12 protein-coding genes and 1 other annotated feature are annotated in these 12,388 nt (G+C 55.2%); of the genes, 8 read left to right on the top strand and 4 right to left on the bottom strand.

Going from position 1 to position 12,388, the window contains the following annotated elements:
- Positions 1-33: 33 nt before the first annotated feature.
- The gene (sohB, locus tag ABVM99_RS00170) at positions 34-1,080 is read right to left on the bottom strand and encodes a protease SohB (protein WP_000422082.1); all 1,047 of its coding nucleotides are present in this window, start codon (positions 1,078-1,080) and stop codon (positions 34-36) included.
- A 237-nt stretch (positions 1,081-1,317) separates the two neighbouring features.
- On the opposite strand from sohB, the gene ABVM99_RS00165 reads away from it, so the two are divergent.
- Positions 1,318-2,079, top strand: coding sequence for a YciK family oxidoreductase (locus ABVM99_RS00165; protein ID WP_000559308.1), 762 nt, complete (start codon positions 1,318-1,320; stop codon positions 2,077-2,079).
- A complete protein-coding gene (gene cobO / locus ABVM99_RS00160; protein WP_001278856.1) occupies positions 2,076-2,666 on the top strand; it encodes a cob(I)yrinic acid a,c-diamide adenosyltransferase in 591 nt (196 codons plus the stop codon). The genes ABVM99_RS00165 and cobO overlap by 4 nt, the downstream gene beginning before the upstream one ends.
- An 86-nt stretch (positions 2,667-2,752) precedes the next feature.
- Here cobO and rluB read toward each other — a convergent pair whose 3' ends face one another.
- From rluB to rnm, 3 genes are all read right to left on the bottom strand, one after another.
- A complete protein-coding gene (rluB, locus tag ABVM99_RS00155) occupies positions 2,753-3,628 on the bottom strand; it encodes a 23S rRNA pseudouridine(2605) synthase RluB (protein ID WP_001291233.1) in 876 nt (291 codons plus the stop codon).
- Between the two features lie 100 nt (positions 3,629-3,728).
- Positions 3,729-4,349, bottom strand: a complete 621-nt coding sequence (locus tag ABVM99_RS00150; RefSeq protein ID WP_000077250.1) for an L-threonylcarbamoyladenylate synthase — start codon at positions 4,347-4,349, stop codon at positions 3,729-3,731.
- Between the two features lie 7 nt (positions 4,350-4,356).
- The gene (gene rnm / locus ABVM99_RS00145) at positions 4,357-5,238 is read right to left on the bottom strand and encodes an RNase AM (protein ID WP_000500448.1); all 882 of its coding nucleotides are present in this window, start codon (positions 5,236-5,238) and stop codon (positions 4,357-4,359) included.
- A 121-nt stretch (positions 5,239-5,359) separates the two neighbouring features.
- Here rnm and trpL point away from each other — a divergent pair, with 121 nt between their 5' ends.
- The 6 genes from trpL (at position 5,360) to trpA (ending at position 12,027) form a co-directional block, all read left to right on the top strand.
- Positions 5,360-5,404 (top strand): trp operon leader peptide, encoded by a 45-nt coding sequence (gene trpL / locus ABVM99_RS00140; RefSeq protein ID WP_010989026.1) that lies wholly within the window; start codon positions 5,360-5,362, stop codon positions 5,402-5,404.
- Positions 5,381-5,476: a sequence feature (Trp leader region), on the top strand. (Overlaps the previous gene by 24 nt.)
- Positions 5,477-5,498: 22 nt before the next feature.
- Positions 5,499-7,061: an anthranilate synthase component 1 gene (locus ABVM99_RS00135; protein WP_001194386.1), complete on the top strand. Its 1,563-nt coding sequence runs from the start codon at positions 5,499-5,501 to the stop codon at positions 7,059-7,061.
- Positions 7,061-8,656, top strand: coding sequence for a bifunctional anthranilate synthase glutamate amidotransferase component TrpG/anthranilate phosphoribosyltransferase TrpD (trpD, locus tag ABVM99_RS00130; protein WP_052938171.1), 1,596 nt, complete (start codon positions 7,061-7,063; stop codon positions 8,654-8,656). The genes ABVM99_RS00135 and trpD overlap by 1 nt, the downstream gene beginning before the upstream one ends.
- Before the next feature lie 3 nt (positions 8,657-8,659).
- Positions 8,660-10,018: a bifunctional indole-3-glycerol-phosphate synthase TrpC/phosphoribosylanthranilate isomerase TrpF gene (gene trpCF / locus ABVM99_RS00125; RefSeq protein ID WP_052938170.1), complete on the top strand. Its 1,359-nt coding sequence runs from the start codon at positions 8,660-8,662 to the stop codon at positions 10,016-10,018.
- A gap of 9 nt (positions 10,019-10,027) precedes the next feature.
- On the top strand, positions 10,028-11,221 hold the full coding sequence (gene trpB / locus ABVM99_RS00120; protein WP_023194603.1) for a tryptophan synthase subunit beta: 1,194 nt from the start codon (positions 10,028-10,030) through the stop codon (positions 11,219-11,221).
- A complete protein-coding gene (trpA, locus tag ABVM99_RS00115) occupies positions 11,221-12,027 on the top strand; it encodes a tryptophan synthase subunit alpha (RefSeq protein WP_023194604.1) in 807 nt (268 codons plus the stop codon). The genes trpB and trpA overlap by 1 nt, the downstream gene beginning before the upstream one ends.
- Positions 12,028-12,388: the final 361 nt, after the last annotated feature.

Raw genomic sequence — 12,388 nt, 5'->3', positions numbered from 1 at the left:
GGATGGCGCTGAATGCCATCCGGCAATAGCGGTTTACATCAATGGCTTTTGTCCACGCTGCCACCAGCGCAGCAGCAGCCGATCCGCGCTTTCCGCCGCGCTGCCGGTAACACGATCGATCAGTTTTTTACGCTGCATATAGCGCACATTCAGCACCTCGCGCCCTTCCATCAGGCCGAGGATAACCTCATCGCTGGTGTTAATCTCATCAACCAGTCCTTTCTCCAGCGCCTGCTGACCGTACCAGTGTTCGCCCGTGGCGACCTGTTCAATGTCCAGAGCCGGACGCATCCGCTGCACAAACTCTTTGAACAGATGGTGCGTTTCGTTGAGATCTTCACGAAACTTCTGCCGCCCTTCTTCCGTATTCTCGCCTAACAATGTCAGGGTACGTTTGTACTGCCCTGCGGTATGCAGTTCAATATCAATGTCTTTACTTTTGAGAAAGCGGTTAAAGTTCGGGATTTGCGCGACAACACCAATTGACCCCACAATAGCGAACGGCGCCGCGATAATTTTTTCCGCCACGCAGGCCATCATGTAGCCTCCGCTTGCCGCGACTTTATCCACCGTCACGGTCAGCGGAATATTTTTATCGCGCAGGCGCTGCAATTGCGATGCCGCCAGGCCATAGCCATGCACAACGCCACCGGGGCTTTCCAGACGCACAACCGCCCGATCGCCGGGTTTCGCCACTGCCAGCACCGCCGTGACCTCTTCGCGTAACGCATTAACTTCGTGAGCATCCATACTGCCTTTGAAATCTATCACCCATACACGCGGTTTGTCCGATGTCGCAATGTCCCCCAGCTTCGCTTTTGCTTTGGCGGCTTTCGCCTCCTGCTTATGCTTTTTTTTCTGCGCTTTATGCCACAGTTTTTGCTGATGGCCATCCATCAACGCCGCAGCAAGGTCATCCTTCATCTCCTGATACTGCTCACTCAAATTGGTCACGCGCAGCTCGCCGCGCTGACGTTTGCGTTGCGTAGCATTCACGATCAGCAGCACAATGACGGCAATGGCCACTACAACGGTGACGATTTTTGCCAAAAATAAGCCATATTCAGACAACAATTCCACGACTCCCACCTTGATTAAATAACGCGACTTGCGCTCAGTGTACAACAGGCATCGAAGTCAGTCTCTCTTCATCCGTATGCCTGTTGAGGAAGAAAAAGTATGACAAGACGTTCATTTTACGGCGTTATCGCCCCTGTCTGATTGAAAAAAAAGGCGCTTTCAGGCATAAACCCGAAAAGTTAACGCGAAGATAAGACAACCTGGCAGGACGGTGCACCACGCCGTTGAGGAGTAGCCATGCATTACCAACCGAAACAAGATCTATTGCAAAACCGCATTATTCTGGTCACTGGCGCCAGCGATGGCATTGGGCGGGAAGCCGCGCTCACGTATGCGCGTTACGGCGCAACGGTGATTCTGCTGGGACGCAACGAAGAGAAACTGCGTCGGGTCGCGCAGCACATTGCTGACGAGCAACATGTCCAACCACAGTGGTTTACGCTCGATCTGCTGACCTGCACCGCTGAAGAGTGCCGGCAAGTGGCCGACCGCATCGCCGCGCACTATCCCCGCCTGGATGGCGTCCTGCACAATGCCGGGTTACTGGGGGAAATTGGTCCAATGAGCGAACAAGATCCGCAGATCTGGCAGGATGTCATGCAGGTAAACGTTAACGCCACCTTTATGCTCACCCAGGCGCTGTTACCGTTATTATTGAAGTCCGATGCCGGCTCGCTGGTCTTTACGTCATCAAGCGTTGGCCGTCAGGGACGCGCCAACTGGGGCGCCTATGCCACCTCGAAGTTTGCTACTGAAGGAATGATGCAGGTGCTGGCGGACGAATACCAGAACCGTCCTCTGCGTGTTAACTGCATTAACCCGGGCGGCACGCGCACCAGTATGCGCGCCAGCGCCTTTCCGACGGAAGATCCACAGAAATTAAAAACGCCTGCCGATATTATGCCGCTTTACCTGTGGCTTATGGGCGACGACAGTCGCCGTAAAACCGGTATGACCTTTGACGCCCAACCGGGCCGTAAACCAGGAATCGCCCAATGAGTGATGAACGTTATCAGCAGCGCCAGCAGAAGGTAAAAGATCGGGTTGACGCCCGTGTCGCCCAGGCACAGGAAGAGCGCGGTATTATTATCGTGTTTACTGGCAATGGTAAGGGCAAAACCACGGCGGCTTTCGGGACTGCCGCCCGCGCCGTAGGACACGGTAAAAACGTAGGCGTGGTGCAATTTATTAAGGGCACCTGGCCCAATGGCGAGCGTAATCTGCTGGAACCGCATGGCGTCGAATTTCAGGTGATGGCAACGGGATTTACCTGGGAGACGCAAAATCGCGAGGCAGACACCGCAGCATGTATGGCCGTTTGGCAGCATGGGAAACGGATGCTGGCCGATCCGCTGCTTGATATGGTGGTCCTGGATGAGCTGACCTATATGGTGGCGTATGACTATTTGCCGCTGGAAGAGGTCATAAGCGCGCTAAACGCGCGCCCTGGTCACCAGACGGTGATTATTACAGGTCGCGGCTGTCACCGGGATATTCTTGATCTTGCGGATACCGTCAGCGAACTGCGTCCGGTTAAACATGCTTTCGACGCGGGCGTAAAAGCCCAGATGGGAATTGATTATTAACCGTAGGCCGGATTAAGGCGTTTGCGCCGCCATCCGGCACAAACCCTCTTATCTGATGATTCTCGGCCTATAGACTGCGGTAGAGATTACCCGTTGTTATTACGCCCACCGGAGCGGCGTCCGCCAGCTATCTGGCTGTGGCGTTTTACCGCCCGACGGATCTGGTTCGCTTTCATACGACGACGGTCTTTTTCGACGGCAACCTTCGACGAGGTTTCCGGCGGGAGCTCTACCAGACCACGCAGATAGTTCGTTTGCGCGAGGTCGAGCTCAGTCCAGCCGCCGCGCGGCAGGCCTTTCGGCAGCGGGATATCGCCGTAACGAACGCGGATCAGACGGCTGACCTGAACGCCTACCGCTTCCCACAGTCGGCGAACTTCGCGGTTGCGCCCTTCCGTCAGCGTCACGTTATACCACTGGTTAATGCCTTCGCCGCCGCTGAATTTAATGGTCTTAAATGCCGCCGGACCATCTTCCAACTGTACGCCACGGCTTAAATCACGCAGTTTCGATTCATCCACCTGACCGAACACGCGCACGGCATATTCACGTTCAACTTCACGACTAGGATGCATCAGGCGGTTCGCCAGTTCACCGTCGGTGGTAAACAACAATAGCCCGCAGGTGTTGACATCCAGACGTCCTACCGCAATCCACCGCGCGCCGCGCAATTTCGGTAAGCGATCAAAAACGGTTGGCCGCCCTTCAGGGTCATTGCGGGTACACAGTTCACCTTCTGGTTTGTAATAGGCCAGAACGCGGCAAATTTGTTCCGCCGACTCTTTCACCGAAATCAGGTGACCGTCGATACGGATTTTCAAACCGGGAGTGACTTCAACACGATCGCCAAGCGTGGCGATTTTACCGTCAACGCTGACACGTCCCGCTTCAATAATGGATTCGATTTCACGGCGAGAGCCGTGGCCAGCGCGCGCCAGCACTTTTTGTAACTTTTCGCTCATAGAGCTTCCTTCAGGTGTCGCCTTCACAGGCGTCGAACAGGAGAATGAACGGCGCGTTGCCGCGCCATTTTAAGGCCGCGTAGTATACAGGCTTACGCCCTTATAAGAAAGGTGTAACGTCGCCGACGCCTTCGCGCAGCACCACCGGGGAGTCATTGGTCAAATCGATTACCGTGGTAGGCTGTTGACCGAGGTAACCGCCGTGGATGATCAGATCCACCTGCTTCTCCAGCCGATCTTTAATCTCCTCCGGGTCCGACTCGGTAAAATCGCTGCCAGGCAGCATCAACGACGTCGAGAGCATCGGTTCGCCCAGCGTATCCAATAACGCCAGCGCAATCGGGTTTGACGGTACGCGCAGGCCGATAGTTTTACGCTTTTCCTGCAACAGACGGCGCGGCACCTCTTTTGTCCCCTTCAGGATAAAGGTGTAATTACCCGGCGTATTGTTTTTCATCAGACGAAATGCCACGTTGTCGACGTAGGAGTAGGTCGACAACTCGGACAAATCGCGGCACATCAGCGTGAAGTTGTGGCCGTCCGGCAGATGACGGATGCGGCAAATGCGCTCCATTGCGCCTTTGTCTTCAATTTTACAACCCAGGGCATAGCCGGAATCGGTTGGATAAACAATAACACCGCCTTTACGCACAATGTCGACGGCCTGATTAATCAGCCGTTGCTGTGGGTTATCCGGATGGATATAAAAAAACTGGCTCATACTTCCCTCACTGTGATATTTGCGGCTGTTCCCATGTCTGCCATACGCCTTCAACGCCAGCGGGCAGCCAGAGTTTACGCCCCAACTCAATCCACGGGCAGGGCTGATGGAAATCAGATCCAAGCGATGCCCATAAATGATGCTGACGCGCAAGCGTCGCCAGTTGGGTGCGTTCATTGGGCGATTGTTGGCACTGCGCCACTTCCATCGCGTCGCCGTGATGGTCGGCAAAATGCGCCACTAATCTTTTCAGCCACTTAGCGCTAAGGTCGTAGCGTCCCGGATGGGCCAACACCGCCTTACCGCCAGAATGATGAATGACATCAATAGCTTGTTCTATTGTACACCACTGCGGCGGAACGTAACCGGTTTTCCCACGCGCGAGATATTTTTTAAAAACATCCGCCATGGTCGCGGCTTTGCCGCACTCCACCAGAAAGCGGGCGAAGTGGCCGCGCGTCACCGCGCCGCCATTGGCCAGTCTCAATGCCCCTTCCCACGCGCCGGGAATATGGGCTTTTTCCAGACGCTCCGCAATGAGCCGACCACGCGCCTGACGCCGCTGTGTCTGCTGCGCCAGAAAATCGCGCATTGCCGGGTGCGCAATATCAATATTCAGACCCACAATGTGAATTTCATGATTCTCCCAAACCGTTGAAATCTCCACGCCGGGAATCAGATTCAGGGCCAGCCCGGAACGTGAAATTTCTTCTCTTGCCGCAGGAATCGCTGCTGTGGTGTCATGATCGGTAATCGCCAGCGTGCCGACTCGCATCTCTACCGCACGGTGTACTAATGTTTCTGGCGTCAACAGTCCATCGGACGCCGTGGTATGACTGTGCAGATCGTAAATCACTGCGTAATTCGTGTCGCTCAAGGCGGCTCCCATAGAGATAAAGGTATGTCATGTACATCATAACGGTTCCGGCAAATATACTGAAATAGGTGTTGACATTATTCCATCGAACTAGTTAACTAGTACGAAAGTTCACATGAAGAGGGTATCTAAAATGGCAGCGACATTTGCATTACACGGTTGGTGGCGCACTTCCTGATAGCGGGCGGTGTATGAACAGCTGTAATCAGCCAAACGATACCCGGCCCGCCTGTTAAGCGGGCTTTTTTTTGAACAAAATAATGAGAATAACCATGCAAACACCAAAACCCACGCTCGAACTGTTGACCTGCGATGCCGCCTACCGGGAAAACCCAACGGCGCTTTTTCACCAGGTCTGCGGCGATCGCCCGGCAACGCTGCTGCTGGAATCCGCGGATATCGACAGTAAAGACGATTTAAAAAGCCTGCTGCTGGTAGATAGCGCGCTGCGCATTACCGCTTTAGGTGACACTGTCACCATTCAGGCGTTATCTGATAATGGCGCCTCGTTATTGCCGCTACTGGATACCGCCCTGCCCGCTGGCGTGGAGAACGAAGTCCTGCCTGCCGGTCGCGTTCTACGCTTCCCGCCCGTCAGCCCATTATTAGATGAAGACGCCCGTTTATGCTCTCTGTCGGTATTTGATGCGTTCCGTCTGTTACAGGGAGTGGTGAACATACCAACGCAAGAGCGGGAGGCTATGTTTTTCGGCGGTCTGTTTGCCTACGACCTGGTCGCTGGCTTTGAAGCGCTGCCACACCTTGAGGCTGGCAATAACTGCCCGGACTACTGCTTTTATTTAGCGGAAACGCTAATGGTGATAGATCATCAGAAAAAAAGCACCCGTATTCAGGCCAGTCTGTTCACCGCCAGTGACCGGGAAAAACAGCGCCTGAACGCCCGCCTGGCCTACCTTAGCCAACAGTTAACCCAGCCTGCGCCGCCGTTGCCGGTCACGCCAGTGCCGGACATGCGCTGCGAATGCAATCAAAGCGATGACGCGTTCGGCGCGGTGGTACGCCAGTTGCAAAAAGCCATCCGCGCGGGGGAGATATTTCAGGTGGTGCCGTCGCGCCGCTTTTCACTGCCCTGCCCGTCGCCGTTGGCTGCCTACTACGTGCTGAAAAAGAGCAACCCCAGCCCGTATATGTTCTTTATGCAGGATAATGATTTCACGCTTTTCGGCGCGTCGCCGGAAAGCTCGCTGAAATATGACGCCGCCAGTCGTCAGATTGAGATTTACCCCATCGCGGGTACCCGTCCACGCGGTCGCCGCGCCGATGGTACGCTGGACAGAGATCTCGACAGCCGTATTGAGCTGGACATGCGTACCGACCATAAAGAGCTTTCCGAACATCTGATGCTGGTCGATCTGGCGCGCAATGACCTGGCGCGCATCTGTACGCCGGGCAGTCGCTACGTTGCCGATCTGACAAAAGTTGACCGCTATTCGTACGTGATGCATCTGGTTTCCCGGGTGGTGGGCGAACTGCGTCACGATCTCGACGCGCTGCACGCCTATCGCGCCTGCATGAACATGGGCACCCTGAGCGGCGCGCCGAAAGTACGCGCCATGCAGTTGATTGCCGATGCGGAAGGACAGCGCCGCGGCAGCTATGGCGGCGCGGTCGGTTACTTCACCGCCCACGGCGATCTGGACACCTGTATTGTTATCCGCTCCGCGCTGGTGGAGAACGGTATCGCCACCGTACAGGCGGGCGCCGGAATTGTGCTGGACTCGGTTCCGCAGTCTGAAGCCGATGAAACCCGTAATAAAGCGCGCGCCGTATTGCGTGCTATCGCCACCGCGCATCATGCACAGGAGACCTTCTGATGGCTGATATTCTGCTGCTCGATAACATCGACTCGTTTACCTGGAACCTGGCAGATCAGCTACGGACCAACGGTCATAACGTGGTGATTTACCGTAACCATATTCCGGCGCAGACGCTTATCGATCGCCTGGCGACAATGAAAAATCCGGTGCTAATGCTCTCCCCCGGTCCGGGCGTTCCCAGCGAGGCAGGCTGTATGCCGGAGCTGCTGACCCGACTACGCGGCAAGTTACCGATCATCGGCATTTGTCTGGGGCATCAGGCGATTGTCGAAGCTTACGGCGGTTATGTCGGTCAGGCGGGAGAAATCCTGCATGGCAAAGCCTCCAGCATTGAACATGACGGTCAGGCGATGTTCGCCGGGCTGGCGAATCCGCTACCGGTCGCGCGTTATCATTCGCTGGTCGGCAGTAATGTTCCTGCCGGGCTAACCATTAACGCCCATTTCAACGGCATGGTGATGGCGGTACGTCATGATGCGGATCGCGTTTGCGGTTTTCAATTTCATCCTGAGTCCATCCTGACGACACAGGGCGCTCGTCTACTGGAGCAAACATTAGCCTGGGCGCAGCAAAAGCTGGAACCGACCAACACCCTACAGCCAATTCTGGAGAAACTCTATCAGGCGCAAACACTGACGCAACAAGAGAGCCATCAGTTGTTTTCGGCGGTCGTCCGCGGCGAACTTAAGCCTGAACAGCTCGCCGCCGCGCTGGTGAGCATGAAAATTCGCGGCGAGCATCCCAATGAAATTGCCGGCGCCGCCACTGCGTTGCTGGAAAATGCCGCCCCGTTCCCGCGCCCGGACTACCTGTTTGCGGATATCGTTGGTACCGGCGGCGATGGCAGTAACAGTATCAATATCTCTACCGCCAGCGCCTTTGTCGCAGCGGCCTGTGGACTGAAAGTGGCGAAACACGGCAACCGCAGCGTATCCAGCAAATCGGGGTCATCCGATCTGTTGGCGGCGTTTGGTATTAATCTGGATATGAACGCCGATAAATCACGTCAGGCGTTAGATGAACTGGGCGTCTGTTTCCTGTTCGCGCCGAAATATCACACCGGATTCCGTCACGCGATGCCGGTTCGCCAACAGTTAAAAACGCGAACCCTGTTCAACGTACTCGGCCCGCTGATCAACCCGTCGCATCCGCCGCTGGCATTGATTGGCGTCTATAGCCCGGAACTGGTGCTGCCGATTGCGGAAACCTTACGGGTACTGGGCTATCAGCGCGCGGCGGTGGTACATAGCGGCGGCATGGATGAGGTTTCGCTCCATGCGCCGACGATTGTCGCGGAGCTGCATGACGGCGAAATTAAAAGCTATCAACTTACGGCGGAGGATTTTGGCCTGACGCCTTACCATCAGGATCAGTTGGCTGGCGGCACGCCGGAAGAAAACCGTGACATTCTGACGCGGTTATTACAAGGTAAAGGCGATGCCGCGCATGAGGCCGCCGTCGCCGCCAACGTGGCGATGCTGATGCGTCTGCATGGTCAGGAAGATCTCAAAGCCAACGCGCAAACCGTGCTTGATGTTCTGCGCAACGGCACCGCATATGACAGAGTCACCGCACTGGCGGCAAGAGGGTAAATAATGCAAACCGTTTTAGCGAAAATCGTCGCAGACAAGGCGATTTGGGTAGAAGCCCGCAAACAGCAACAGCCGCTGGCCAGCTTTCAAAATGAGATCCAGCCAAGTACACGCCATTTTTATGATGCGCTCCAGGGCGCGCGTACCGCCTTTATTCTGGAGTGTAAGAAAGCATCGCCATCAAAAGGCGTGATTCGCGACGATTTCGATCCGGCGCGTATTGCCAGTATTTATCAACATTACGCCTCGGCGATCTCGGTGCTCACCGACGAAAAATATTTTCAGGGGAGCTTCGATTTTCTGCCGGTCGTTAGCCAAAGCGCGCCGCAGCCGATTCTGTGTAAGGATTTTATTATCGATCCCTATCAGATCTACCTTGCCCGTTACTATCAGGCCGATGCCTGTTTACTGATGCTCTCGGTTCTGGATGACGAACAGTATCGCCAACTCTCCGCCGTCGCGCACAGTCTGAAAATGGGCGTGCTCACGGAGGTCAGTAATGACGAAGAACGGGAGCGCGCGATAGCGTTAGGCGCAAAAGTGGTAGGTATCAACAATCGCGATCTGCGCGATCTGTCGATTGATTTGAATCGCACCCGCCAGCTGGCGCCAAAACTGGGCCACGGCGTGACTGTCATCAGCGAGTCCGGGATTAACACCTATGGTCAGGTACGCGAACTGAGCCACTTCGCCAACGGTTTTTTAATTGGCTCCGCGTTAATGGCGCATGACGATCTTAACGCCGCCGTCCGTCGCGTGCTGCTTGGCGAAAATAAAGTCTGCGGCCTGACCCGCGCCCAGGACGCTAAAGCGGCCTGTGACGCTGGCGCAATATATGGCGGGTTGATTTTTGTGCCCTCATCTCCGCGCGCGGTTAGCGTTGAGCAGGCGCGAGAAGTGATAAGCGGCGCGCCATTGCAGTATGTCGGCGTTTTCAAGAACGCTGATATCGCCGATGTTTGCCAGAAAGCCGCCGTCCTGTCGCTTTCTGCCGTACAGCTACATGGCAGCGAAGACCAGGCGTATGTCAACGCGCTGCGCGAGGCGTTGCCGAAACAGGTGCAAATCTGGAAGGCGCTGAGCGTTAGCAATGCCCTTCCCGCACGCGATTATCACCATGTCGATAAATACATTTTCGACAATGGGCAAGGCGGCAGCGGGCAGCGCTTCGACTGGTCACTGCTACAGGGGCAACCGCTGGATGATGTATTACTGGCGGGCGGGCTGGCGGCCGATAACTGCGTCCAGGCGGCGCAAGTCGGCTGTGCCGGTCTCGATTTTAATTCAGGTGTGGAGTCACAGCCGGGCATCAAAGATGCTCGTCTTCTGGCCTCAGTTTTTCAGACACTGCGCGCATATTAAGGAAAAAACATGACAACACTTCTCAACCCCTACTTTGGTGAATTCGGCGGCATGTATGTGCCGCAGATCCTGATGCCTGCGCTGAACCAGCTTGAAGAGGCCTTCGTCAGCGCGCAAAAAGATCCTGAATTTCAGGCACAATTCGCCGATCTGCTAAAAAACTACGCGGGACGCCCCACCGCGCTGACGAAATGCCAGAACATTACCGCCGGTACGCGTACCACGTTGTATTTAAAGCGCGAAGATTTACTGCACGGCGGCGCACACAAAACCAATCAGGTACTGGGTCAGGCGCTGCTGGCCAAACGGATGGGGAAAAGCGAGATTATCGCTGAAACCGGCGCCGGCCAGCACGGCGTCGCCTCTGCGCTCGCCAGCGCCCTGCTGGGTCTGAAATGCCGTATCTATATGGGCGCCAAAGACGTTGAGCGCCAGTCGCCGAACGTCTTCCGTATGCGTCTGATGGGCGCTGAGGTCATCCCGGTTCATAGCGGCTCCGCTACGCTAAAAGATGCCTGTAACGAGGCGCTGCGCGACTGGTCCGGTAGTTACGAAACCGCGCACTATATGCTCGGCACGGCGGCGGGACCGCATCCCTATCCCACCATCGTTCGCGAGTTTCAACGCATGATTGGCGAAGAGACGAAAGCGCAAATCCTCGACAAAGAGGGCCGTCTGCCAGATGCCGTTATCGCTTGCGTCGGCGGCGGCTCAAACGCTATCGGGATGTTTGCGGATTTTATTAATGATACCGGCGTCGGGCTAATAGGCGTTGAACCTGGCGGTCACGGTATTGAAACCGGCGAGCATGGCGCGCCGCTTAAACATGGTCGCGTTGGCATCTATTTCGGGATGAAAGCGCCGATGATGCAAACAGCGGACGGGCAAATTGAAGAGTCCTATTCCATTTCCGCCGGACTCGATTTCCCGTCCGTTGGGCCGCAACATGCGTACCTGAACAGCATCGGACGCGCGGATTATGTCTCCATTACCGATGATGAGGCGCTGGAAGCCTTCAAAACGTTGTGCCGCCATGAGGGAATTATCCCGGCGCTGGAATCCTCCCACGCGTTGGCGCACGCTCTGAAAATGATGCGCGAGCAGCCGGAAAAAGAGCAACTGCTGGTGGTCAATCTCTCTGGCCGCGGAGATAAAGACATCTTTACCGTACACGATATCCTGAAAGCGCGAGGGGAAATCTGATGGAACGCTACGAAAATTTATTTGCACAGCTCAACGATCGCCAGGAAGGCGCTTTTGTCCCCTTCGTGACCCTGGGCGACCCTGGCATTGAACAGTCACTGAAAATTATCGACACACTGATTGACGCTGGCGCCGACGCTCTGGAACTGGGGGTTCCCTTCTCCGATCCGCTGGCCGATGGCCCCACCATCCAGAATGCGAACTTACGCGCCTTCGCCGCTGGCGTCACGCCGGCTCAGTGTTTTGAAATGCTGGCGCTGATTCGTGAAAAACACCCGACCATTCCGATTGGCCTGCTAATGTACGCGAATCTGGTGTTCAATAACGGCATAGATGCATTCTATGCCCGTTGTGAACAGGTTGGCGTAGATTCCGTGCTGGTCGCAGATGTCCCGGTTGAAGAATCGGCCCCCTTCCGCCAGGCGGCGTTACGGCATAATATCGCGCCGATCTTCATCTGCCCGCCAAATGCGGATGACGATCTTCTGCGCCAGGTCGCATCTTACGGCCGCGGTTACACCTACCTGCTTTCGCGTTCGGGCGTCACCGGCGCGGAAAACCGTGGCGCATTGCCGTTGCATCATCTCATTGAGAAGCTTAAAGAGTACCATGCCGCGCCTGCGTTACAGGGCTTCGGTATCTCCTCGCCGGAACAGGTGTCTGCGGCCGTGCGTGCCGGGGCGGCTGGCGCTATCTCCGGCTCAGCCATTGTCAAGATTATCGAGAAAAACCTCGCGTCTCCCGAACAGATGTTGACGGAGCTCAGGTCCTTTGTCTCAGCGATGAAAGCCGCCAGCCGCGCATAACGGGTTAAGCCGTCAGCATAACGCTGGCGGCTTAATGAGAGCTTGGCGCCGAACCAGAATCACGATTCAGACGTAGATCATCAATCTTTTTGGTGTTGTTCCCTGTCCAGCTTTCAAAAAGTCTGAAGTCAATTTTTGCTAAGAAAACTCCTAATCACGCCGAAAAATTTAGCGTTTTCACGTCAATTTCCCCCGCCTTTATGTAAAGAAATGTCAACAAACAATGCATTAACGTTTCTATTGCCGCAGATAGTTACGTTTGTTATTAATAACAATGTAAAGCATTTTCTGTTAAATCGCTTATTCTAAAAGAAAATATAGAATATATTATCCCTAAACAATTTTTTGTGCGTTATTTACG

Origin of the sequence: Salmonella sp. SJTUF15591, assembly GCF_043356435.1 — a bacterium.
Lineage (GTDB): Bacteria > Pseudomonadota > Gammaproteobacteria > Enterobacterales > Enterobacteriaceae > Salmonella > Salmonella enterica.
The sequence above is the reverse complement of the archived record's forward strand: the minus strand, read 5'-3'. Positions and strand labels throughout refer to the sequence as shown.